This window comes from Candidatus Omnitrophota bacterium (assembly GCA_041650805.1).
GTDB lineage: Bacteria > Omnitrophota > Gorgyraeia > 2-01-FULL-45-10 > 2-01-FULL-45-10 > JBAZKM01.
The window spans coordinates 189,130-213,186 of record JBAZKM010000001.1 but is presented as its reverse complement, the minus strand read 5'-3'; the positions used below and the strand labels follow the sequence as shown (position 1 = coordinate 213,186).

Annotated in this window: 30 protein-coding genes and 1 tRNA gene; 30 read left to right on the top strand and 1 reads right to left on the bottom strand. The window is 53.0% G+C overall.

Features of this window, described 5'->3' with window-relative positions; genetic code table 11:
• Positions 1-59: 59 nt before the first annotated feature.
• From WC515_01235 to WC515_01095, 29 genes are all read left to right on the top strand, one after another.
• On the top strand, positions 60-977 hold the full coding sequence (locus tag WC515_01235) for a hypothetical protein (protein MFA5145994.1): 918 nt from the start codon (positions 60-62) through the stop codon (positions 975-977).
• Complete coding sequence (locus tag WC515_01230) at positions 961-1,986, top strand: SGNH/GDSL hydrolase family protein (protein ID MFA5145993.1); 1,026 nt, start codon at positions 961-963, stop codon at positions 1,984-1,986. Before WC515_01235 ends, WC515_01230 begins: the two co-directional genes overlap by 17 nt.
• A 344-nt stretch (positions 1,987-2,330) precedes the next feature.
• A tRNA-Arg gene (locus tag WC515_01225) sits at positions 2,331-2,407 on the top strand.
• Positions 2,408-2,453: 46 nt separating this feature from the next.
• The gene (locus WC515_01220) at positions 2,454-3,110 is read left to right on the top strand and encodes a histidinol phosphate phosphatase domain-containing protein (GenBank protein MFA5145992.1); all 657 of its coding nucleotides are present in this window, start codon (positions 2,454-2,456) and stop codon (positions 3,108-3,110) included.
• Positions 3,111-3,401: 291 nt separating this feature from the next.
• On the top strand, positions 3,402-4,862 hold the full coding sequence (locus WC515_01215) for an alginate export family protein (protein ID MFA5145991.1): 1,461 nt from the start codon (positions 3,402-3,404) through the stop codon (positions 4,860-4,862).
• 95 nt (positions 4,863-4,957) lie between these two features.
• Complete coding sequence (locus WC515_01210; GenBank protein MFA5145990.1) at positions 4,958-5,749, top strand: DUF3047 domain-containing protein; 792 nt, start codon at positions 4,958-4,960, stop codon at positions 5,747-5,749.
• Positions 5,746-6,186, top strand: coding sequence for a HAMP domain-containing protein (locus WC515_01205; protein ID MFA5145989.1), 441 nt, complete (start codon positions 5,746-5,748; stop codon positions 6,184-6,186). Before WC515_01210 ends, WC515_01205 begins: the two co-directional genes overlap by 4 nt.
• Complete coding sequence (gene lpxA, locus WC515_01200; protein MFA5145988.1) at positions 6,183-6,980, top strand: acyl-ACP--UDP-N-acetylglucosamine O-acyltransferase; 798 nt, start codon at positions 6,183-6,185, stop codon at positions 6,978-6,980. Before WC515_01205 ends, lpxA begins: the two co-directional genes overlap by 4 nt.
• Before the next feature lie 16 nt (positions 6,981-6,996).
• The gene (locus WC515_01195) at positions 6,997-8,028 is read left to right on the top strand and encodes a HEAT repeat domain-containing protein (GenBank protein MFA5145987.1); all 1,032 of its coding nucleotides are present in this window, start codon (positions 6,997-6,999) and stop codon (positions 8,026-8,028) included.
• A 98-nt stretch (positions 8,029-8,126) separates the two neighbouring features.
• Positions 8,127-8,693, top strand: a complete 567-nt coding sequence (locus WC515_01190; protein ID MFA5145986.1) for an endonuclease III domain-containing protein — start codon at positions 8,127-8,129, stop codon at positions 8,691-8,693.
• A gap of 43 nt (positions 8,694-8,736) precedes the next feature.
• Positions 8,737-9,147 carry a hypothetical protein gene (locus WC515_01185; GenBank protein MFA5145985.1) on the top strand — a complete coding sequence of 137 codons (411 nt, stop codon included), beginning with the start codon at positions 8,737-8,739 and terminating at the stop codon, positions 9,145-9,147.
• A gap of 27 nt (positions 9,148-9,174) precedes the next feature.
• Entirely contained in the window at positions 9,175-9,438 is a 264-nt protein-coding gene (locus WC515_01180) for a hypothetical protein (GenBank protein MFA5145984.1), read from the top strand.
• 12 nt (positions 9,439-9,450) lie between these two features.
• Positions 9,451-9,633: a ferredoxin gene (locus WC515_01175; protein MFA5145983.1), complete on the top strand. Its 183-nt coding sequence runs from the start codon at positions 9,451-9,453 to the stop codon at positions 9,631-9,633.
• A gap of 37 nt (positions 9,634-9,670) precedes the next feature.
• Positions 9,671-10,258: a flavodoxin family protein gene (locus WC515_01170; protein ID MFA5145982.1), complete on the top strand. Its 588-nt coding sequence runs from the start codon at positions 9,671-9,673 to the stop codon at positions 10,256-10,258.
• Complete coding sequence (locus WC515_01165) at positions 10,251-11,027, top strand: inositol monophosphatase family protein (protein ID MFA5145981.1); 777 nt, start codon at positions 10,251-10,253, stop codon at positions 11,025-11,027. The genes WC515_01170 and WC515_01165 overlap by 8 nt, the downstream gene beginning before the upstream one ends.
• Before the next feature lie 174 nt (positions 11,028-11,201).
• The gene (locus WC515_01160; protein MFA5145980.1) at positions 11,202-11,567 is read left to right on the top strand and encodes a hypothetical protein; all 366 of its coding nucleotides are present in this window, start codon (positions 11,202-11,204) and stop codon (positions 11,565-11,567) included.
• A gap of 95 nt (positions 11,568-11,662) precedes the next feature.
• A complete protein-coding gene (locus WC515_01155) occupies positions 11,663-12,073 on the top strand; it encodes a glycine zipper domain-containing protein (GenBank protein MFA5145979.1) in 411 nt (136 codons plus the stop codon).
• Positions 12,074-12,088: 15 nt separating this feature from the next.
• Entirely contained in the window at positions 12,089-12,463 is a 375-nt protein-coding gene (locus tag WC515_01150) for a response regulator (protein MFA5145978.1), read from the top strand.
• Positions 12,464-12,483: 20 nt separating this feature from the next.
• Positions 12,484-12,828: an exosortase system-associated protein, TIGR04073 family gene (locus WC515_01145; protein MFA5145977.1), complete on the top strand. Its 345-nt coding sequence runs from the start codon at positions 12,484-12,486 to the stop codon at positions 12,826-12,828.
• 92 nt (positions 12,829-12,920) lie between these two features.
• A complete protein-coding gene (locus WC515_01140) occupies positions 12,921-14,876 on the top strand; it encodes a patatin-like phospholipase family protein (GenBank protein MFA5145976.1) in 1,956 nt (651 codons plus the stop codon).
• A 7-nt stretch (positions 14,877-14,883) separates the two neighbouring features.
• Positions 14,884-16,377: an FAD-binding oxidoreductase gene (locus WC515_01135; protein MFA5145975.1), complete on the top strand. Its 1,494-nt coding sequence runs from the start codon at positions 14,884-14,886 to the stop codon at positions 16,375-16,377.
• Positions 16,378-16,464: 87 nt separating this feature from the next.
• Positions 16,465-17,166, top strand: coding sequence for a hypothetical protein (locus WC515_01130; protein MFA5145974.1), 702 nt, complete (start codon positions 16,465-16,467; stop codon positions 17,164-17,166).
• A gap of 18 nt (positions 17,167-17,184) precedes the next feature.
• Positions 17,185-17,415: a hypothetical protein gene (locus tag WC515_01125; GenBank protein MFA5145973.1), complete on the top strand. Its 231-nt coding sequence runs from the start codon at positions 17,185-17,187 to the stop codon at positions 17,413-17,415.
• Positions 17,416-17,426: 11 nt separating this feature from the next.
• Positions 17,427-17,969 carry a thermonuclease family protein gene (locus tag WC515_01120; protein MFA5145972.1) on the top strand — a complete coding sequence of 181 codons (543 nt, stop codon included), beginning with the start codon at positions 17,427-17,429 and terminating at the stop codon, positions 17,967-17,969.
• Between the two features lie 18 nt (positions 17,970-17,987).
• Entirely contained in the window at positions 17,988-18,914 is a 927-nt protein-coding gene (locus WC515_01115; protein MFA5145971.1) for a PAC2 family protein, read from the top strand.
• Between the two features lie 119 nt (positions 18,915-19,033).
• The gene (locus WC515_01110) at positions 19,034-20,245 is read left to right on the top strand and encodes a DUF748 domain-containing protein (protein MFA5145970.1); all 1,212 of its coding nucleotides are present in this window, start codon (positions 19,034-19,036) and stop codon (positions 20,243-20,245) included.
• Positions 20,246-20,256: 11 nt separating this feature from the next.
• The gene (locus WC515_01105; protein MFA5145969.1) at positions 20,257-21,486 is read left to right on the top strand and encodes a flippase; all 1,230 of its coding nucleotides are present in this window, start codon (positions 20,257-20,259) and stop codon (positions 21,484-21,486) included.
• A 26-nt stretch (positions 21,487-21,512) separates the two neighbouring features.
• Entirely contained in the window at positions 21,513-21,683 is a 171-nt protein-coding gene (locus WC515_01100; protein ID MFA5145968.1) for a hypothetical protein, read from the top strand.
• Positions 21,646-22,017 (top strand): hypothetical protein, encoded by a 372-nt coding sequence (locus tag WC515_01095; GenBank protein MFA5145967.1) that lies wholly within the window; start codon positions 21,646-21,648, stop codon positions 22,015-22,017. Before WC515_01100 ends, WC515_01095 begins: the two co-directional genes overlap by 38 nt.
• A 31-nt stretch (positions 22,018-22,048) precedes the next feature.
• Here the strand turns inward: WC515_01095 and rpoN are convergent, their stop codons facing one another.
• Positions 22,049-23,359, bottom strand: a complete 1,311-nt coding sequence (rpoN, locus tag WC515_01090; protein ID MFA5145966.1) for an RNA polymerase factor sigma-54 — start codon at positions 23,357-23,359, stop codon at positions 22,049-22,051.
• A 318-nt stretch (positions 23,360-23,677) separates the two neighbouring features.
• Here rpoN and WC515_01085 point away from each other — a divergent pair, with 318 nt between their 5' ends.
• Positions 23,678-24,055 (top strand): four helix bundle protein, encoded by a 378-nt coding sequence (locus tag WC515_01085; protein MFA5145965.1) that lies wholly within the window; start codon positions 23,678-23,680, stop codon positions 24,053-24,055.
• Positions 24,056-24,057 lie beyond the last annotated feature (2 nt).

The following is a 24,057-nucleotide window of genomic DNA, read 5'->3' as shown; positions in this document are numbered from 1 at the left end:
TATCCCTCTTTATCCTGTGCGGGTATCTCCTATTTGTATTCCTTTCAGGTGAAGTCCTGTTGCGCGCATATCACAAGATAAGGTTCGGCATACCTTTCACCGGCTCGCCTTTCTTCCGGTATGATGACGAACTGGGGTGGAAGGGGAAGAAGGTCTTCGGGGACCCGTCCTCCAAAAGGTATAAGATATTTTTCGTCGGGGATTCATTCACATACGGGTCGGGCGTTGATGAAGATAAGATGTATTACAGAGTGGCCGGTGATATCCTGAATGCGGAGGTGTTCGCTTACGGAGGGCTTGCGTACGGGACCCTGCAAGAATATATAGTCATTGATAAGTTCATAGATGAGATAAAGCCGGACCTGGTCGTCCTCCAGATCTCCTGCGGGAACGACTTCATCAATAACCTGTGGGAGCTCGATGTTGCCAGCTTCGTCAGCAACAGCCTGATCACAAGGCCTTATCTCATAGATGGCAGGATAGAATACCGTTTCCCGCGGCGGTGGGGCAAGACCAGGATATCCCTGGCAACCCATTCAAGGGTCTTCTATTTCATCTTTAACAGGATGGACCGGATATCATCGGCCCTGGCGCACGGCGGCCGGTTATATAATGTCGAGGAAGATATAAAAGAGAGGGGCGCGGATTTAGCGAATTTCAGGGAATCGGTCGTTGTGACCGGAAAGATAATAGAAAAGATGAAAGCGAGGGCAGGGGGTATCCCGATAGTCGTTTTCGCAGCGGATGATTATCAGCCCTACCTGGGAGAGTTCCGGAAGATATGCGCGGCGAACGGCATCATGTTTATAGACCGCGTGCCGGAAGCGATCGACAGGGCATATACCGAAGGGATCGATCTCTTCCTGCGCAAGGGGGACATGCACTGGAATGATAAGGGGCATGAGATATGCGGGAAGGTGCTGGCGGAAGAGCTGACCGGCGTGTTGCAGGTAATGCTCCATGAAAAAAAAGTATAAAACACCGCTCTCTATCCTGCTCCTGATAGTGATCCTGTCAGCGGCGCTGGAGGGCGTTTTTGTCCTGGTATTGAACAACCCGTACCCATTGTTAAGGTATGCTCCGAGGAGTGTCGTATTTTTCTTCAGCAGCCTGTATATGCGCAACGTCAACATAATACAGTTTATGCCGGAATGCGCGCGGTATGACAGCGGCGTCATGTACACCCTGCGGCCGGGGAGGTTCATCTTTTCGAATATCGAATTTCGCACGGAATATCTTGTCAATTCCCTTGGCGTGCGTGATGATGAAGCGTCCCTGGGGTCCCCTGTTATAGTAGTAGCGGGGGACTCTATCGCCATGGGTTGGGGCGTGGAACAGGATGAGACCTTTCCGCAGATAATCGAAAGGAAGACCGGCCTGCCGGTCTTGAATGCCGCCGTCTCTTCATACGGCACGGTAAGGGAGATGCTCCTGCTGAAACGGGTGGACAGGAGCCGGTTGAAGTATCTCATAATCGAATATGATACTAACGACTACAACGAGAACAGGGAATTTTATTTAAATAAAAACATGCTCCCGGTGACCGGTCCCGGCAGGTACGACCGGCTTGTCCGTAAAGAGGGGAATAGAAGGAGGTACTTTTTTGGGAAGCACCTCCTTTCCAAGTATAACGGTATCATAAGAAAGATCAAAGATATGGCCTCCTCCCGGAAAGATGGAAACGGGGCATCTTCGTACAGGGGTTCGGCCGCTTTTTTCCTGAACGCGGTCATCAATAGCGGGATCGACCTTACGGGGGTCCGGGTTATAGTCGTGAAGTTCGGCAAAGACGATGATTTTGTGCCTGCGCTGAAGAAGAAAAAAGGTTCAGACGGCCGTCCCCGGTTCATCAGGGAGATGGCGGTGCTGGATGCGAAAGATATCCTCTCCGGGGACGATTATTATATGCTGGACGGGCATATGAACAGGCGCGGCCACGAAAAAGTGGCCGCCGCGCTGCTGGCGGTTGTAGATTTCAAAAAATAGAGAATGTCAGAACTTTCTTTACAGCGCCGTGAAAAGTTGTTATAATCATCGCGGCTTTTTGGTATTGTTCCTCCGATGCCTAAGCGCTGCGCAAATTCCTCCGGAATTTGCTTGCAGGCATCGGAGTGAAAATTTCATGAAGAGATAGACAGAAATTTTCTAGCCCCTGTAGCTCATCCGCCTACGCCATCAACGTGCGATAGACAGAGGGCTTCGGCGAGATTTCGCCAGCAGGGCGAATACAGCATAACAACATCGCCCCTGTAGCTCAGATGGATAGCCTTCGTAGCAATAGACTAGTAGTAGGCATCCATCTGAGCATTAAGGAAGCTTAAGAAATAGACGCCCCTGTAGCTCAGATGGATAGAGCACAGGTTTCCTAAACCTGGTGTCGCCTGTTCGACTCAGGCCAGGGGCGCCAATATAGTTTGGAGCTTGGAGTTGGGAGTTAGGAGGTTGGAAAGAAAATGATCGATCTTCACACTCATACACTTTTCAGCGATGGAGAGCTACTGCCGAGCGAGCTCGTGAGGAGGGCGGAGGCTGTCGGCTATGAGGCGATAGCGATCACCGATCACGTGGACCTCTCCAATATAGATTTCGTCCTTCCCCGCATAGTCAAGACATGCAAAGTCCTCAACAGGTACTGGGATATAATCTCGATCCCGGGCGTGGAGATAACGCACGCTCCGCTGGAGGAGATACGTCCGCTCGTGAAGTTCGCCAGGAAGGCCGGAGCGAAGATCGTGATAGTCCACGGCGAGACCATCTCTGAGCCGGTCCTGCCCGGGACGAACAGGCGGGCCATAGAGGCCGGGTGCGATATCCTTGCCCATCCCGGTCTGATAAGTAAAGAGGACATGGCGTTGGCCGCAAAGAGGGGTGTCTATCTTGAGCTCACTACGCGCAAGAGCCACCGCCTTCCCGATAAGCGTCTCTTCAGGATGGCGGGCTCTGTCGGGGCTAAATTGGTGCTGAATACCGATTCTCACAGCCCGGAAGATCTCATCTCCGATAAAAAGGCAGATATATTCTTGCGGAACATAGGGGTTGGTAAGGCCGCCCGCAGGTCGATTTTCTGGAATTCAAGGGTTTTATTGCGGAAAATAGGGGTTTTACGTTAGGAAACGTTAGGAATAAAAAGGTGAAATACCCTTGACACCCATTACCCTATATGATATACTTCTGTTAACTACCAAAAGGTAGTTCGACTATACCGTCATAGATGACTTAAATCTTAGCGCAAGAGGAGGTGGTGCACAAGCAAGCTCTAAGTTATCAAAGTGTGGCGTTATAGATAATAAATGAAATACATATACGATAAGGCCCATCAACGGGGCACGCAGATCTTTAAAGGGCCGAATTGTGAAATATAAAGTTAAATTGTTCATAAGACATAACAAGGAGGTTGTATAATGAAGTTTTTAAACGTGCTATGCGTTTTGGCGCTGGCGCTCTGCTTCATGGTAAGCGGCGCATACGCTGAGACACAGAGCGTGAAGGTCAGTGGTGACCTGGCCATCCGCGGTTTCTACAGGGATTCTTACGACTACGTAAGCAAACCTGCGGAAGACGTAGCGGCCGGACTGGGCACCAGAACCGGTATTCAGCAGTCGAACCAGGATTGGATCATGTCGACCGCAGAAGTGCAGGTTGAGGCCGATCTGACGGATAACGTCCAGACGGTCATCAGGCTGGCAAACCAGAGAGACTGGAACGTCAAGGCGAAGAACATCCAGAGTGACACCACTCTTGCGCCAAACGGTCTCGGCGGTTACACGGATAACCCGGATGAGTTCGATGTTGAATTAGAGTTGGCGTATGTTACCCTGAAGGACTTCATCTATTCGCCCCTCACGGTAACTATCGGCCGGCAGAACCTGTGGTTCGGTAAGGGCTTCATCGTTGGATCGAATTTAAATAACACCGATCCGACCGGAGCTATACAGGCGCAGGAATACTCGGTAATGACTGCGTTCGATGCCGTGAAAGCGGTATTGGACTTCGATCCTTGGACGATCACGGGCGTATATTCGAAGATCGCCGAGAACGCGGTACAGGCCTCTGATGATGTAGACCTTTGGGGCGCGAACGTCGGTTACAAGTTCGATTCCTACAAGGCCGAGGCAGAAGGTTATTGGTTCTGGAAGAGAGACAGGAGCATCGAAGATTGGGTCGGTTCGAAAGCCCGCAATGAGGTGCATACGTTCGGTCTGCGTGGAAGCGTCGACCCGATCGAGGCGTTCACGGTCGCGGCAGAAGGCGCATACCAGTGCGGTGAGTACCTGGGCAGCAGGTTACAGATCAATGACAGGTCCCGTTCGGCATGGGCGCTCGATATCAGCGGTGAGTGCAGATACTTCACAGAGAAGTTCGCATGGAAGCCGAAGATCGGCGCAGAGTGGGTATACTACTCCGGCAACAAGGCGGAAGAGAGCCCGGCAGGGGCCGGCGGTACATTCAAGGGATGGGATCCGATGTATAGAGGCAAGTTTGATTCGGCCATCCGTGAATTCGTCGGAAAGTTCTATACGACCAATCAGTATCCTACAAGGAGTGGTCAGCTCCAGAGCTCAGCCGATGCATCGTTCACCAACCAGCACCAGGTCATTTTCGTAGGAAGCCTACAGCCTGTTGACAGTCTGACGCTGAAGGCCAACTATAACCTATTCTGGAACGCGAAGCAGTATATTTATAACGATTCCGATTCAGACGGTTATGTCGGCAGCGAAATAGACCTGCAGGCCAACTGGGATTACACAGAAGACGTCAGCTTCGGCATTCTGGCCGGCTGGTTCTTCCCCGGTGAAGTGTACGGCGGCGGAAATGATGAAGTCGCTTCCGATGTTGTTGGTACAGTGAAGGTAAGCTTCTAAGTAGTTATTTGCTGTATTTAACCCCGCCCTTTGAAAAAAGGGCGGGGTTTTTTATTGACTTTTATCAGGCGCCGCAATAAAATACTAACCAATATATGCAAAACAGGCGCCTGGCAAAGAAGAGATACTGGAAGATAGCCGTATTTATCCTGCTAGCCGTGCTCGCCTCCCTGCCTTTCTGCTACAGGCATTTCCTGCCGGGAAAAGGACCGGAAGAGATAAAAAAAGCGAGAGAGATACCCCTCATATATAAGATGCTCCTGGTGAAGTGGTTCCCGTTCTCCGATGAGAACGAGTTAAAGGAGTGGGAGGAGAAGGTATTCAGGGGAAAGGTGGCTTATAAGGTAGAGAAGGACGGCACGCTCTCTTATGTAAAGGCCACGAGCGATTCGACCGCCTCGGCCCTTTACTATAAGATAAATATGGACGCGAAGACGAAGAACCCCATCATCACCTGGAAGTGGAGGGTGAATAAATTCCCGGCCAAAAAATTGCCCGAGAGCCTTAAGACGACGGAAGAAGACGACTTCGCCGCCAGGGTCTACGTGATATTCCTGGCGCCGTTCGTCCTTAATTCAAAGGTCATCGAATATATGTGGACCGAGACGGTCCCGGCGGGCACTACAGGCACAAGCCCCTATTCAAAGAACATAAAGCTGGTCGTATTGAGGAGCGGTCCCGGTGAGGGTGACGGCTGGTGCCGCGAGGAACGCGACATACTGGCCGACTACAGGAAGGCGTTCGGGAAGGATCCGGAGCGCAATGTCGGGGCTATAGCTTTCATGACGAACACCGAACACACGCTCACCAGCGCGGAATCGATGTATGACGAGATAAAACTGGGGTATAAAGAAGACGGTTTCGCCAGCGAAAGGGGGACCAGATGATGAGGACCAGATTTATACGGGTGAAGTTCTTTACCGGCGGGCCTGTCCAGCTGAGGTATCTCTTTCTCCTGATGGTGTCGATGATCGTCCCGGTGCTGTTCGTAGGGGGGTGCCTCTATTACCTGATATTCAACGTGATGGCGGAACAGCTGGGCATACCGGAATATATCGCATATAACCTATTCCCGGTGATACAGAAGATAAATTTCGTGCTCCTGATAGGCGTGCCGCCCCTCTTCCTTATATTGATGATATGGGGCATCGCGATGTCGCACAGGTTCGTGGGCCCCATGGAGCGCCTCGAGAGGGAGATAAGGAGGATATCCGACAGCGGGGACTTTTCAAAACGTATAAGGGTGAGGAGGAGGGACGATGTAAGGCCGGTGGCGGAAGCGTTGAACAAGTTGCTGGATAAGATAGAAGGAAGTGCAAAATGAGCGTAAGCGAAAAGGCGATAGTCGGCAAAGGGGCCAGGATAGCCCCGGGCGTAGATATAGGGCCGTTTGCGATAATAGAGGATGACGTCGAACTTGGTAAGGACGTCAAGGTGTGGCCGCATGCCCACGTTATGAACGGTACCAGCGTGGGGGACGGCACTGAGATACACATGGGCGCCGTCCTGGGCCACACGCCGCAGGACCTGACATTCGACAAGGGCCTGAAGACGCGGCTCATCATAGGAAAGCGTAATATCATAAGAGAGTATGCGACCATCCACAGGGGGACGAAGGAGGACTCTCCTACGGTCATAGGTGACGACTGTTATCTCATGGCGGTCTCGCATATCGGCCACGATTGCCATATAGGCAGCCGGGTGATCATCGCCAACTGCGCGCTTTTGGCAGGCCATGTCATTGTCGGGGACGGCGTATTCATATCGGGTAATGTGGTCGTCCACCAGTTCTGCAGGATAGGAACGCTTGCCATCGTGGGCGGGTTCACAGGGGTGAATAAGGACGTGCCCCCTTATATGCTGGTCCGCGGCCCGTCGGTCGTGCGCTCCGTTAACCTTGTAGGGCTGAGGAGGGCAAAATTCCCGAGAGAAGAGATAAAGAGAATAAAGGACGCGTTTAAATTGCTCTATCAGTCCGAGCTGAACACGACGCAGGCGATAGAGGAGATGAAGAAGCTCCCGTCTTCAAAAGAGATAAGCCATCTTATAGAATTTATACAGACGTCCAAACGCGGGATATGTAAATATAAGTACAGCGATACGGAGTTCTTTGAGTAAAAAAAGGAGGGGACGTATGGGCAAGGGTCAGGTGATAGTTTTGATCAGCGCTTTAATATTTTCCGCGGTACCGGCGTATGCCGATGATGCGGACCTGAGGGCGGAGTCGACCGCGAGAAGGAGCATAGAGCTTCTCAAAGATACGAAATACGCTCATGAAGCCACGGTCGCGTTGACCTCGCTGAAGGAGAAGGCGGTGCCGGCGCTCGCAGAGGAAGCGAAGAACAAGGAAGCCAAGGTAAGCCAGAGGATAGCCGTTATCGACATCATGGGATATATCAGGAGCCCCATGGCGGTCGATGCGCTGGTCCTGACTATGAAAGATACCGATGTAAAGATACGCCGGGCATCGGCAAAGGCGCTGGGGAAGATAGGCGACAGCAGGGCCGTCGGGGTCCTGAAGGAGGCCCTTGCGGACCACGACTCCGAAGTCAGGTATCTGGCAACACGTTCGCTCCAGGAGATAAAGGACCCGTCGCTCGGCGATGTCTTCCTTAAGCTGACGGACGATCCTGACCTCAGGATAAAGTGCCTGGCCATAGAGGGCCTGGGCGACATAAAAGAAGAACGGGCAGTGGAGAAACTTTCGAATATGACGGGCGAATACGATGATAACGTGCGTCTTTGTATAGTCGTTGCCCTGAAGGATATAGGGACGAAGTCCGCAGTACCGGCACTCAATACGCTTTCGGAAGACAGGAATATAAAGATCAGGCGTGAAGCCCTTATCGCCCTCGGAAAGATCGGCGATCCGAGCTCTGTGCCTTACCTTATGAAGGTTGCCGAGAGGGACGAGAAAGACCTCAGGCGAATAGCCGTCATTTCCCTGGGGGATATAGGCACCGATGAAGTGATCCCGACCCTTAAAAAATTCCTGAGCGATGAAGTGATCGATATACGGCTGGCGGCCATACAGTCGCTCGCCAGGATAGGGAAACCGGAGTTCATCCCTGACCTGGAAGCCCTTTCAAAGGACGAAAGCATGAAAGTGCGTAAGGCCTCGCAGGTGGCAATAGACGAGATAAGAGCAAAAGGGACGACAAAATAAGCAAAAAATATAAGCGGCGTATTTTACTGGCCATCTACAGGCGGCTCTACGCTGCCTATGGACCGCAGGATTGGTGGCCTGCCGAGGGCCCGCTCGAGATGATGGTCGGCGCCGTCCTGACGCAAAACACGTCCTGGAAGAACGTCGAAAAAGCGATCTTGAACCTAAAGGCCGCCGGGCTACTCTCTTCGCCCCGCGCCATCAAAAAGGCCCCGGCTGCGTCTCTCGCGCAGGTGATAAGGCCGGCCGGATATTATAATATCAAGGCAAGACGCCTGAAGAACCTCATCGACCTTATATCCTCCGACTACGGCGGAAGCATCTCCGCGATGTCCCGCTCGGGGACCGCGGAATTACGGCGGAAGGTCCTGGGGGTGAACGGCGTGGGTCCCGAGACGTGCGACTCCATACTCCTCTATGCCTTCGGGAGACCGGTCTTCGTCATAGATGCCTACACCAGGAGGGTCTTTACCAGGCACGGCCTGGTATCCGAAGACGCGACATATGAAGAGATGCAGGAGCTCTTCATGGAGAACCTGCCGAAACGCGCGGGACTCTTCAATGAGTATCACGCGCTTATAGTCAGGACCGGAAAAGATTTCTGCAAGAAGAGACCTCTCTGCGGCAGCTGCCCGTTAAAGACGCACAAAAATACTTGCAAATAGAAAAGGGGGATAATATAATAAGTCGTAAAATCGGGGGGTGAATATGGCGACGAAAAAGAAGGCGAAGAAGAGAACTCCGAAAAAGACCGTTGTAAAGAAGAGGGTCAAGAAAACGAAGGGTCAAGGGTCAAGGGTCAGGAAAGCGAAGGGTCAAAGGTCAAGGGTCAAGAAAACAAAGAAACCCGCGTTGACCGGGCCCGAGGCGACGATGGAGAAGGTGGGGGAGGTGACCCACTATTTTCCGCATGTAAAGGCCGCCGCCGTACTGCTCCTGAAAGACGGTCTCAGGGTGGGCGATGAGATATATCTTAAAGGCCACACGACCGATTTTAAAGAGAAGGTGTTATCCATACAGCTCGATCACGTTTCTATAGAAGAAGGCAGGAAGTCCCAGGAGATAGGCCTTCTGGTAAGATCGCGCGTCAGGATAGGTGACAGCGTTTACAGGGTGTAGGATAAATATCAGTATGAAGGGTGAAAGGTGAACCGACTATACAGGAAGGTTTTGCTGGGATTGGGATTCGATTCCAAGGATGGCCACGTGCGTATAACGAGGGGGAAGAACTTCCGTCTTTTCGGAGGCTCACACGAGACGCACGAGATGATGCAGGAGAAGGCCATAAAGTTCAACGAACAGTTGAATAAACTGCGCAAATCGCTCGACGAGATAAATGATAAAGAGTTCCGCGAGATAGCCCGTACCGTAGGGCTGCGCATTTCCGAAGATGATAAGAAGGGGAATTGAAAGGGGATCTACATGGCGAAGATCACTATCGACGATTCACTCTGTACCGGATGCGGCCTCTGTGCTTCTAATTGCCCCGATGTTTTCGAGGTAGGGGATGATAATATAGCCCACGCAATAAGTGACAGCTGCGCAAGCTGCGACCTCGGCGAGATCGCCGAGCAATGTCCCGTCAGCGCTATAATCGTGAAATAAAGAGCTATCAGCAAAAGCTGACAGCTGAAAGCCGATAATGAAGATCCTCGGAATAGGCGGCAGCCCGCGCAAAGGCGGCAATACCGATATCCTTCTCGATAAAGCCCTGGAGGGGGCCGGGTCTGCCGGGGCTTCCGTAGAGAAGATAGTCCTGAACGACCTCGAATTCAAGCCCTGTCAGGAGTGCGGAGGATGCCGCAAGACAGGCGCCTGTGTCATCAGGGATGGCATGTGTGCCATATATGACAAGATAAAAGAGGCGGACGGTCTTATACTCGCTTCCCCGGTATTCTTCGGAAGTTTGAGCGCTCAGATGAAGACGATGATAGACCGTTTCCAGTGCGCATGGATCAAGAAGTATATGTTGAAGATACGGGACGGGAAGAAGAGGCGGGGGATATTCCTTTCCGCGGGCGGTTATGATAAGAATGATTTTTTCGAGAATGCGAGACAGATCGTGAAGGTATTCTTCAAGACGATCGATACCGAATATGCCGGCGAGCTCTTCTGCGGCAGGATCGAAGACGCCGGTGATATAAATAAGAGGCCAGACCTCCTGGAACGGGCCTTCCGGCTCGGCTACCAGCTTATTCCTCCTAACTCCAAACTAACAAACAATGCCTGATCTATTCCTTAGAATAGCAACAGAAGCAGCCCTCGAAAGCGGCGCCATGATAAGAAAGTCCGTCGGGAGGACGGGAAAGATCTCCTATAAAGGGAGGATAAATATTGTCACCGACGTCGACAGGCGGTCCGAAGACCTTATAATAAAAAAGGTCCGCAAGGCGTTCCCCGGCCACTCGATACTCTCCGAAGAAGGCCCCCCGAGGATAGGCCGTTCGCCGTACAGGTGGGTCATCGACCCGCTTGACGGCACCACCAACTTTGCCCATTCTTTCCCTTTCTTCTCTGTTTCGGTCGCCCTGGAAGAGGAGGGGGATGTGATACTCGGTGTCGTGTATGATCCGATGAGGGAAGAGCTCTTCACGGCCGTGAAGAATGAAGGGTCATTCCTCAATAAGAAGAGAATATCCGCGTCGCGGACCCCGGCCCTCAGGAGATCTCTTCTTGCCACAGGGTTCTCATACGGTGTTCGCGAGAAGAAAGAGACAAACATAGAAAATTTTAAGAATTTTCTGATGCGTGCCCAGGGCATACGGCGGGCCGGGTCTGCCGCCCTGGACCTCTGTTATGTCGCGTGCGGCAGGTTTGACGGTTTCTGGGAACTGGACCTGCGCCCGTGGGACAGCGCGGCCGGATGCCTTATAGTCAGGGAGGCCAAAGGGATCGTCACGAGATTCGACGGCACGCGCTATTCGCATTATGATAAGGACGTCCTGGCTACGAACGGCAGGATCCACAGGGCTATGGTAAAGATACTTAAGTGCAGGTGATGCCAATTTTTTTTGCTTTAACAGTTAGAAGAAAGTAACGATATTTAGTTTTCTATAATTGCTTAAATGTGAAGATGAAATGGCTCTGTTAGATTATAAAATAGTTATATATTTTTCCTTGACACACCTTTAAAGATAGTATATACTCGTACTGCTTCGATCAGGGGAGAGTCCATGAAATACAAGACCGTCATAGAGATAACAAGCGACGCTGAAAATAAGAGCGAAGCCCTGGAGATAGTAGGTGAATATCTGTCAGGAAACCTCGTTTCAGGCGTAGATATGAAATGTAAGACAAAGCCTGTCGCTGCCGCCAGGATAGCGCTCACAAGCGTGGTCATTGCGGCACTTCTCGTCACGGCAGGTCTCATCTCGGGCAATCAATTAAGGCCTTCCAAAAATTTTGCTGCCGGCATATGCGGACTCGATGCGGTCCAGCCGCCTCTCAAGACGGCATGCGATAAGGACAGGCATGCTGAATTCAAAAAGGCCTGGAACGAACGGCAGACCTCGGAAGCCCTCGCGCACATAAGAAAGTAGTCCTATCCGCTGCAGCATACCGTAAATTTTTCTTGCAAATCCCCGGTTTTCCATGTATATTAATTAAGAGTATTAAACCCTAATAAGGAGTTGATATGAAGATATTTGCCTGGATACTTATAGCTGCCGTTACGATCTCGATGTCGGCTGCCCCGTGTCCCGGAGCGACCGGCCGCGACAGTGACAGCGAAGGTAACAGCGCCGGTAACGCGTTGGGCGGAGCTCTTATGGGAGGACTCTTAGGCGCAGGGCTCGGAGCCGCCATAGGAAGCGCTTCAGGTAAAGCAGGCACAGGTGCTGCCATAGGCGCGGGGGTCGGGGCGGTAGGCGGGACCCTGCTCAGCGCCAATCAGGAGTCGAAGAGGCGGCAGGAGGCCGCTTATGAGGAAGAGGTCGAGACGGTCCCCGAGGTAGAGGCCGCGGCCCCGCAGACGATAAAGAAGAGGGTAATAAGAAAGTACGACGAACAGGGGAATGTTATTTCCGAAACGGAAGCAGCGAATTAATTATCTTATCATAGAATGACACCCCGGAAAAGAATACTGATAGTAGACGACGAAGAGGACTTCCTGAGGATCCTGAGGGATTCGATGGAGTTGCGCGGCATCGAAGTCGTCCTGGCCACCAGCGCCGTAGAGGCGGGGCTGGAACTCGCCACAAAACTTCCCGACCTGATACTCATGGATGTGAAGATGCCCGGGATAAACGGCCTGCAGGCCTGCGAAGCCATAAAGAGAAATCCTGCCACAAAAGACCTGCCGATAATAATCGTTTCTGCGCTTTCGGACGAATCCGACATAAAGAGGGCTTATGCGGTCGGTGTAGTGGATTATTTCATCAAACCGATCGATATAGAGAAGCTGGTAAAGAGGGTCAGGGAGATCCTCGGTCTGTAAAAGGGAAAAAAGGAGGTGGGATGATGAAGAAGATGTTAATGGTAGTGGCGGTGCTGCTGCTTTCCGCATCGATAGCGTCTGCGGAATGCCAGATGTGCTCGAACCTGAAAGGGGCCGATATGCAGAAGACGTGGGGTTCACGTCTCGGCAGCGGTCTTTGTAACGTTGCATTCGGATGGACTGAAATTTTCTTCAGGCCTGGTAAGGTCGTTGCCGAAGGCGGTAACCCGATAGTCGGTTTCTTCAGGGGTGTAGGGAACGCGATCACCAGGACCGGCGCAGGAGCGGTAGAGGTAGTAACGTTCTGGACACCGGGTGAGTCGGTTGCTTCATTGGATACTTGCCCGTTCTGCGGATATAAATAAGATATCCGGGAGATCTTTAAAGAGGACGGTTCTTGGACTTTCCAGGGAGCCGTCCTCTTGTCTTTATGCGCCTTCACTGAAAGGTGAGGATAATGGATGATCCGCTGCGCCTGCAGGAGAAGCTCTTTATAATAGACCAGCTTCCCGTCTTCGCCGGCCTTTCGCAGAAAGATAAGAAGGCCGTTGCCGCCGTAAGCGCCATAGCCGAGTACAAAAAAGATACCGCTATATACAGGGAAGGCGAGGCCGCAGACGCGTTCTACTGCGTGATCACAGGGCGCCTCAGGGTCTATATAACGAGGCCCTCAGGGAAAGAGGACCTGGAATATCTCAAGCGCGGAAGATTTTTCGGCATAATCTCTATACTCACAAGCGAACCCCATTCGGCCACCGTTGAAACGGTGAACGATTCTATCCTGCTCAAGATCCCAAAAAAAGATTTCGACAAAATGCTGAAGCGGTTGCCCGTCCTCGCCATACGTCTCGGCGAGACGCTGTCGCGCCGGCTTAAGCGTAAAGATATTCACGAAAAGAGGGTCTTCGAGAGCACCATCATATCCGTATTCGGTACCCCCGATAAGGTCGGAGCGACTCATTATGCCGTGAATCTGGCCGTCTCTCTCAGGTCCCAGACGAATAAGAAGGTCATACTCCTCGACATAAGCAGGGAGGGCACCGAGATATCGGACCTCCTCGGGATCAAAGACGGGGTGAGACCGCTTGGCCTGGACTCGCCGTTCTTCAATGAATCCTCCGTCATAAGGAGCATAGCTCGCCACCCGCTGGGTATAGACATATTGAATATACCGTACCGTACGGACGACGACGGGGACGTAACGCACATAGTGCCCCTTTTGAGCTATCTGACCAACGATTACCACTACGTGGTGGCGGACCTTCCCACGCACATGGGCCGGACTACATTCGAGTCGCTGAAGCAGTCGGATATAATACATATAATAACCGCCTCCGATGAACCGAGCCTGATATCGACGAAGAAGATGATAGATGAGCTTACGAAGTCATCGGCCGAGATGGCGCAGCGCATAAAGGTCATAGTGAATGAGTTCGGGGCGCCCGGCGAAGTCGGCTTCGATGAAAAGACAAAGATGCTCAAGCACGGCATATATGCGACACTGCCGCCCGTCGATGATGCGATGCGGCGGAAGGCGCTTAAGGCGGGAAGTCCGCTTTCGTCCGCCTTCCCGGAGTGCGAATATTCGAGGGCGGTCCGCAGGATATCGCGCGAGGTCGGCGGGTGCCTCGTCGGCCTGGCCCTGGGATGCGGCGCGGCCCTGGGGCTTGCGCATATAGGCGTCTTGAGGGTGATAGAGAGGGAGCGGATCCCTGTAGATATGCTCTCCGGGACTAGCGTCGGGGCGTTCATGGGGGCGTTATGGGCCTCCGGCAAGGACTCTTTCGAGATGGAAAAGATAATGATGGAGTTCAAACACAAGATAAAGGCGCTCCGCCTTATAGACCCTGTCTTTCCGGTTAAGGGGATAATCAAAGGCGCGGAGCTGAGGAAATTTTTTCATGCGCACCTGGGCGACATGACATTTTACGATCTCCGTTTGCCGTTCAAGATAGCGACCTGCGATATAGAGACACGCGAAGAGGTCGTCCTCGAGAAGGGGAGCGTCGTGGACGCCATCTCGGCATCCGTAGCGATACCGGGCGTCTTCGAGCCGGTGATGATAGCCGGGAGGCCCCTTGTGGACGGGGGTATAATAAACCCGCTTCCGACGAGTGTCCTCGCAAGGGCGGGGGTGACGAAGATCATTGCCGTGAATACGCTCCCGAGCCCCCAGGATATACAGAGATCGAAAAAGAAGGTGACGAGCATCTTCGACGTGATCGTGAACAGCATCCAGGCAAGCGAATATCTCCTGGCCGAAATGAGTTCCGAAACGGCCGATATAGCCATACATCCCGTCCTACCGGCAGTGGAATGGTATGAGATATATGAGGGTACCAGGATAATAAAGTCCGGAGAGGAAGAGGCCTCGAAGTATATCTCCCGCATGAAAGAGCTGATCGCAAGCTGAAGATATTATGATAGTGAAGACCGACATAGATACTATGCGTCCGTACCTGGAGGACAGCTCGAACCTCCAGGGAGGGTACGCCGAAAAGGTCGTCATCCCCGGTGACGCGGGTGAGGTTGCGGAAGCGGTCCGGGAGGCCGCCTCAAAGAAGACACCGCTCTATATAACAGGGGGCGGCACAGGCACTACGGGCGGCAGGATACCGTTCGGCGGGACTGTGGTGTCGATGGAGCGGCTGAACGGGATCATGGATATATCGGGAGGCGCTATGGCCGGCACGGTCCAGGCAGGCGTCCTCGTGGAGGAGTTCAAGGCGGCCGCCGAAAAGAACGGGCTTTTTTACCCGTGCCACCCGACCGAAAGGACCGCCTTCGTCGGCGGGACGATAGCCACAAACGCCTCAGGCGCCAGGTCTTTTAAATACGGCCCTACGCGAAAACACGTTAAACGACTGAAGATGGTGATGGCCGACGGGTCTATGCTCGAACTGAGGCGGGGGGAGAAGTTCCTCTCGGGGAAGATGCCCGGTATGATGACCGCAAGCGGCGCTCTACTGCGGCTGCCGTTCCCGTCCTACAGGATGCCGGACGTGAAAAATTCGGCGGGATATTATGCCAGGGACGGTATGGACCTTATAGACCTCTTCATCGGACAGGAGGGGACCCTATCCGTCATAACGGAAGCGGAGATGGGCCTGGCGGAAAAGCCCCGGGGGATATTCGGCTGTTTCGTCTTCTTTACGGCCCCCCGCGATGCATGGGGTTTTGCCTCGGAACTGAAGACGATGTCGCAAAGGCGGATGGCCGGCAGGAAGACGGAGACGCTCGATGTCCTGTCGGTGGAGTATTTCGACACGAACGCCGTAGGGATGCTGCGGTCCGGAAATAAGAATGTCCCCGGGAAGGCCCGGGCCGCCATATTCTTCGAAGAGGAACTCCCCGGAGGCAGGGACGACGCCCGGTTCGGGATAGTGGAACGCCTCATATCGCGCCACCGTTCCTCGCTCGATGACACATGGGTCGCCATGAACGAAAAAGAGCTCGATGATTTTACTGCCTTCAGGTATGCGATACCGGAGACCATAAACGACATCGTCAGGCGAAGCGGCTTCAGGAAGCTTAGCACAGATATAGCCGTGCCCGACAAGGGGTCTTATGAGATGATGCGGTTCTATACGGACCTGCTCAGGGATACGCGTATCGAGCACGTCATATTCGGCCATATAGGAGAGAACCACGTCCATGTGAACCTGCTGCCCAGGTCCGAAGACGAGGCGCGGCGTTCACAGGAGCTTTGCCTTAAATTTGTCAGGAAGGGCGTGGCCCTGGGCGGCACGGTCTCTGCCGAACACGGCATCGGCAAGACGCGCCACAGGTACCTGGAGGAGATGTACGGGAAGGAAGGGGTCCGGGAGATGGCACGGCTGAAGAAGGCGCTCGATCCGGATGGGATCCTCAGCCCGGGCAATATATTTGCGGCGGAAGAGCTGAGTAGGGTATAGGGTATGGGGTATGGGGGTTGTATTATCCTTGAGTTTTTAAGTAATTAATACTATAATTATACGGCAATCAATAATAGGAGGATATATATGGAGAAGATAAAGGCAAGACAGGTTGCAATGGTGGTGCTCGCGGCAGTGATCGTTATGTGTGCCGCCGTCCCTCTTTACGGGGTGGATGACAGCACAAGGAACGTGCTTAAGCAGGGGTTATTGGGGGCCGGTACGGGCGCGATAGCGGCCAGCGCCTCAGGCGGAAAGGCGGGGCAGGGCGCCCTTATAGGCGCAGGCACATCGGTCATCGGAAGCGCCCTTCTCGATTCATTGACAGGGCCATCATCTTCTTCCTCCTCGGCGCCGCGCAGGGTGAGCAGCGCGCCGGTCGCCCAGGACGACGATTATTATTACTATGAGGAACAGCCGGAGGAGTATTACGAGGAACCGCCTCAGCAGTCCGGTTCGTCCAACATAATAAAACAGGGCCTTCTTGGAGCGGGCACGGGCGCGATAGCGGCAGGCGCTTCCGGCGGTGACGCCGGTAAGGGTGCTCTCATAGGCGCCGGCACCTCTGTCATAGGGAATGCGCTCCTCGACACGTTGACCCAGCCGGCCGAACAGAGGCGCGGCAAGGTCTACCGCAGGATACCGAAGAGACAGGCCACCCAGCAGCAGGTGACCCAGCAGGCCCAGCAGCCGGGCTACGAAGTCATGCCGGACGGCACCCGTAAGAAGATAATCCGCAAGTACGACGAAAGCGGCAAGGTCGTCTCCGAAGAAGAGATATACTATTAATCATACGGGAGGTGTATCGTGAAAAATATCATAATTGCTATCGTAATACTGGTCGTGAGCATAGCGGCTCTCCTGGAATTCCGCTACACGGTCATAGTGGATTCTCCTGTTGTAGTAAGGGTCGACCGTTTGACCGGCGACGCCTGGATAGTGAACTCCGGCGTGTGGCGGAAGGTCCAGCTGCCTTCGCAGGGTAACGGCGAAGAGGTCATGGCCGTGATCCCGGAGCGGGGACGCAAGGCCAAATAGGCAGGGATCCCGTGATAGACAGATCCTTCGGGAAGGCGCGTCTCAGGGTCATTACGCTCACTGCGGCAGCGCTCCTCTATTGGGTCGTCACATCGCTCTCCTCCACGCAGGAAGGTCATACCAAAAAAGAGTTTTTCCGGGTAACGCGCGTCATTGACGGCGATACCCTGCAGATATCAAACGGCGAGAAAGTCCGCCTTATAGGCGTGGATACGCCCGAGGCGAGGTATAATAGCAAGCTCGTGCGGGATGCACGCCGCAGCGGTAAGGATATGAAGGTGATAGAGGCCCTGGGCAGGAGGGCGTCATCTTTTACAAAGAAACTGTGCGCGGGCAGGAACGTGCGCCTCGATTTTGATGTCGAAAAACGCGATAAGTACAAACGCCTCCTGGCATACGTATATCTCGAGGACGGGACGTTCGTGAACGCAAAGATCGTTGAGGAAGGGTACGGCGAAGTCATGACTGTGCCCCCGAACGTGAAATTCGCCGACACTTTCGCGAAGTTGCAGAAAGAGGCGAGGGAGAATAACCGGGGGTTGTGGGGCAAATAGCGCCCGGACAGGATCAGGATGGCACCGGAAGGCATAAAGATACTCAAAGATATAAAGGTGGTCGAGCCGGTCATGATAGCAGGCTGGCCGGGCATGGGTAATGTAGCTCTCGGCACGGTCGATTACCTCAGGCGGAATATGAAGACGGTAGAGATAGCCGAAATAGAGATCGATAAGTTCTCGGTGCTCGATTCGGTGATAGTCGAGAACGGCGTAGCCAGGTACGCGGAGGTGCCGCGCAACGTCTTCTATTACGATAAAGAGAAGAATATAGTGATGTTCGAAGGGGAGGTGCAGCTGCAGGGTGCCGCGGGGATAGCCCTTCTGAAGAAAGTCCTCGAGGCGGCCGCTTCTTTCAGGACGAAGATGATATTCACGGGCGCGGCTTTCCCGCTGCCTGTAAGTTACAGGGAGCCCCCGGAAGTGTACGGCGTGGCCAACAGGGCGGCGCTCCTCGATACCATCACGAAGGCCGGGGTGAAACCGATGGAGGGAGGCCACATCTCCGGGCTTAACGGCCTTATCCTCGGCTTTGCGGAGGAACGGAATATAGACGCCCTGTGCCTCCTGGCGACGATGCCGCAATACGCGATAAGCTTCCCGAACCCGAAGGCATCGAACGCCATAATCGACGCCCTGGAGCGCATCCTCTCCTTTGAGGTGGACCGGCAGGAGATGATCGAGGATATAAAGGAGATGGACGAGCGCATGAGCGTCATCGAGGATAAGGTCAAGGATGCCTTCACCATAGAGGACGAAGCCCCTGAGACGCCGCCCGTGGACAAGAAGATACCCGGCTATATCATGGAGAAGATAGAGAAGATGTTCCGCGAGGCAAAGCTCGATAAGACGAAGGCCGGCATCCTGAAGAAGGAGCTCGACAGGTGGGACCTGTATAAGCTCTACGAGGACAGGTTCTTGGATCTGTTCGAAGAAGGACAGTAGTGTAACAGGTCACCAGGTCACCAAGACACCACGTCACCAGTAAAAGCTTTTACGTGTGACCTTGTGACATGGTGACGTGGTGACTTTTTATTCGTGACTTTGTGACTCGGGTGACCTCTATGCTTAGACGTCTGCTCATCGTAATAGTGCTTCTCTGCGTCGCCATCGGCGCCGCGGTGTACTTCTACCGCTACCGTGTCATCCAGTACTCCGCCGAAAATATCATACGTAACGCCCTACCCGATTTTGTCAGGATCGATACTATAACGTTCGATGCCAGGAACAGCAGGATATCGCTCGATGGTTTCAAGGTGTTGAACCCGCCCGGCTCTTCAGAGAAGTACCTGCTTGAGATAGGGAAGGTCTCCTGCTCGTACCGCATGATGGGTAAAAGCCCGCTCGACGGGTTCGAAATATTCGACCCGTTATTCAAGGACTTTGTCCTCAGGATAGAGAGGTCCCGGGACGGTAAGACGAATATAGAAGGGATGGGGGAGGTCGTGCAACCGGGATCCGGCAGCCGTCCGGCCGCGGCAAGGCCGTCCGGCAACCCTCAGGGGGTGCTCGTTTCGAAACTGACCGGCGGGAAGAAGCCGTCGGAGATACTGAAACTGCCGGAGACATTTACGATAAGCGGCGGCAGGATAATATTCACAGACAGGTTTATCGGCCCCAGGCCCAATATCATAACTTTCGAGAATATAGAGGGCCGGGTGACGGTGAGGTTCGATGACACATATACGAAGGTGCTTGCGCTGAGTTCCGCCGGCGAAGGCAACCTTAGCGGGAACCGGGGCGAGGTCATAAAGTGGGACGTATCGCTCGACCCGGCGACGCCGAAGCTCACCATGTCGAACAGGTTCGAGGTCTCCGGCCTCGACATCCTTACGTTTGAGCCGTATTACGATAAATATGCGCCCTTCGTATTTAATAAGGGCAAATTCTCCGGTACCCTCATCTTTGACTTCGATAACGGCAGCATAGGGTCGACCAACGAGGTGCACATATCCGATTTTGTCTTTTACATAAAGAGGGGATATGAGAATGCCGGGTTCTGGCAGACATCGGTCCAGGACCTGGCCAAATATTTCGCGACCCCTTCCGGCGAAGTCGTCTTCGACTTCAAGATAAAGGGCGAGATAGGCGACCCCAAGTTCTACCTGGGGCCGATATCGAAACAGGCGCTCGCCTCCATGGCGGTCGATAAGATAACGGATGTCATCGGACAGATGGGCTCCAGGGGAGAAGGCGCCGCCACCGGCCAGAAGACCGATATCGAAAAGGCGAAAGAGTATATCGACATATTCAAAGGACTGATAAATAAGAAATAGCCCGCATACTTGTGAAGAAACTGACCGGTAATTTCCTGTGGATGGCTGCCGCCAATGCAGTAGCAGCGTTGTGCGGCATATTTGTATATATATACCTGGCCCGCGTACTCCATCCTGCGGGGTTCGGCCGCCTCGCCTATGTCCAGTCGCTCGTCTTCTACCTGCTCAATTTCGTCGACCTTGGGCTTACGACATACGGCATCCGCGAGGTGTCCAAGGACAGGAAGAGGGTCTCTGAATACGTCTCCGAGATCGTCTCGTTCCGCCTCCTGATAGCGCTCTTCTTATATCTGGCCGTTGTTGCGCTCTCGTACCTCTTCCCGCAGCTGGCAGAGATCAGGGCCCTGCTACTGGAGACGGCGCTCTTATTCTTCATCGCCGCCTGTGCCACCGAATGGGCCTTCCAGGGCATAGAAGCGATGCATATGGTCCTCGTCTCTTTTGCGCTTACCGCCGCCCTGCAAATATCCCTCGTATATATAGCCGTGAAAGGGCCTGCCGACATACTGAAAGTCCCGCTCGCGCAATACCTGGCGGCTATACCGATACTCCTCATATTCCTGCGCCATTTCAGGTTCGCCTTCAGGATAAAGGGCGATGATCTCATCAGGATGAAACGCTACCTTTCGAGCGCCCTTGTCATATGGGGGATATCTATCTTTGCCCAGGTTTACAACGGGCTCGATATAATACTCCTCGGTTTCTTCAGGTCCCCCGAAGAGGTCGGCTGTTTCACGATAGCCAGGAGGGCGGTCGGGGGCATAACACTGCTCATGGTATTCCTGGTAAACGCGGCGTTGCCGCGCCTGGCCTTCACGTTCGCGGGCGACCGGGCCGGGTTCACGGAGGCGACCCGGGCATTTCTGAAGCTAACCGTCTCGGCGGCCTTGCTCATACTGGTGCCCGCCGTATTATTCAGCGATAAGATAATATTGCTGTCGGTCGGGGAGGAGTATCTCGCGGCGGACCTCACCATGAAGATAATGCTTTCGAGCCTTCTCCTAGTCCTGATAAATATCCCGTATTCGACCGGGCTCGTGGCCGCGGGGATGGAGCGGAAGGTCCTCGCGCAGACGATTGGGAGCGCCGCCGTCAACGTAATATTGAACGTAGTCCTTATGGGCCGGTATGGCATGGTCGGCGCGGCGGTGTCGTTCCTGGCGGCCGAGCTGGTCGCCCTATGCTGGATCCTTTCGATTTATAAAAATAAAATAGGATTTTCGCGCACGGTTGTGATATAATATTGCCCTAACAAACGGAGGATTAGATGGTAGAGAGAAGCGAGTATAAAGGTAAACCCGTCATGGTAATAAAGCGGGATGAGAATGACAAATACCCGTTTTCGTTCGGAATGACAAAAGCCAAGATGATCCTGGAAAACATAGAAGAGATCAGACGGTTTGTATCCGATAACAGTGAAGAGGGAGACGAGAAGTAAAGGGGGTTTCTTCGCGAGGGCCGTCTTTTTTATAGGATGGATCCTCTCTCCCTTTACGGTTTGGAATGACCCGCTCATAAATATACCGATTTCGTACATATCGGCGAATATCGCAGCGCGTTTCATGCGGGCCGATTTTACGCTTGTCGTAGTGGTATTCTACTGGCTTAGTAACGTCCTGGGTATTCTCCTGATGTATATAAGCGGAAGGGCTCTAATACGCGACAGGCAGCATGCGCTTCGCGAATTATTTAAGCTGGTGGTGGCGGTGGTCGTCTACAGCGGTCTTTTGGTATTCTTAGGCAGGCTGGGGATTTTAAAGCCCTTCAATTAAACCCTATACCCTATACCCTATACCCTATACCCTAACTTCTCGCTTTCCTTCTCAAATAAGTCGGCAATATCCTCAACGCCTCCCTGTACTTCGCTACCGTGCGCCGTTTGATCATTATCCCTTCGGATTCCAACCGACCGCATATCTTTTCATCGCTCAAGGGCGCGGATCTATCCTCTTTTGACACTATCTCGGAGATCCTGTTCAGGACCTGCGCCTTCGACGTCGTTTCGCCGTTACCCTTCTTCAGCCCCTGGCTCAACAGGTCTTTCAGTGCCATCACCTTATCGTTCACCTGTATGTACTTATTCGACACAGCCCTGCTTATGGTGGAGGGGTGGAAGCCGAGCGCCCTTGCGACATCTTTTATGGTGAGGCACTTGATGTCGCGGCTGTCCACGGCGAGTGCCTCCTGCTGGAAGCCCAGTATATAGGTAGCTACGTCGGATATCGTCTCCTCACGCCTCTTGAGGCCGTCCATGAGCGTCTTGGCGGAGTCCATATTATCCTTCAGGAACTTTCTCGCCTCCGGGTCCTTTATGATGTCAAGCTCGTGCTCGTAAGGGTTATACAGTTTCAGCTGGGGGAGGCGTTCGCGGTTTATGGCTATCTGGACCTTATTGCGCTTCACTTTGGCGATGAGCTCCGGTATGACCGCCTGCGCATCCTCGCCCAATACGGCGCTGGCAGGCCGCGGGTTCAGTTTTTTGATATTACGGAGCGCATCAAGCACCTTATCCTTGTCCGTCCCCAGGGACCTTGCTATAGTGTCGGCATCATTCTTGACAAGTTCATTGAGCGCCTCCGTGACTATCCTGTGTTCGAGCGAATCCTCCTTGCCGGCCCTCTTCAGCTGAAGTTCGAGGCACTCCCCGACATCCCGCGCGCCTATGCCTGCCGGCTCAAGGCCCTGGACCGTCTCAAGGCCTTTTTCGGCGTCCTCTATGCTTACCCCAAGGTCGCCTGCACCCGCCTCAAGTTCCGCAGAGAGATAACCGTTGTCATCCAGCTCATATATAAGGTATTCCGCTATCTCGAATGCCTTCTTGTCCAGGCCCAGCATCGTCAGCTGAGAGAGGATGCCCTGCCTGGGATTTTCATTGCGGTCGGATGATACCTGGAGCTCAGGCCGGAAGGATGTTTCACGGGAGGAGCGGGAATATTGCTCCCGGTTCGTCGTCTCTACCAGCTTCTTAAGGAAAGGATTGGCTGTCAGGACCGATTCGATATGCTCATTGAGGTCCTTTATGGACATGCTGAGCAGTTTTATCGATTGCCTCATCTGGGGGGTGAGCGCCATCCTCTGCGCCAACCGCTGTTGATGCGACAGCTTATTTTTCATATTATCAATTTTACACGTTAAGAAAAAAGAAGGCAACTTTTATTTTAAGATTCCTAACAGTACACGATAAATCAACACAATGTAGCCGGAACTCAACAACCTGGCTTTCTTAACACGCCGGAAAGACAAGAGTTACGCCATTTCTGCAGGATATATTATTACGCAACACCTTGTCCTGTAATAAGTTGTGCAATCCATGTAAGATCAATCCTTTTCATACACGCTTTGGCACGTGTAGTGCTTAAGTATGAAGATGTATGTATGTCGTAGCTTGTCATAGATAGGCATAATAAAAATTAGAAGGGTCACCACGTCACCATGTCACAAGTCACCAGTGAAAAAGCTTTAGAAAAAGGATATAAGAAATTAATCGTTTGGCGCAAAGCCGACGAATTGGCATATGAGATTTATTTGGAAACAAAGAAGTTTCCGAAAGAAGAGATGTACGGGATAACGTCTCAATTGAGGAGGGCGGCTTTTTCGATACCTACTAATATAGTTGAGGGAACGGGCCGGCAGGGTAGGAATGAGCTTAAGCAATTTACGAATATCGCCCTGGGTTCTTTAGCAGAAACCGAGTATCTATTGGATTTTTGTGTTCGCCTTAAATATCTAAACGATGAAAGTTATAACCGATTAGAGGGATTGAGAAAAGAAGTTGGGGGTTTGCTGTGGAATTTTTACAAAAGCTTTTAACG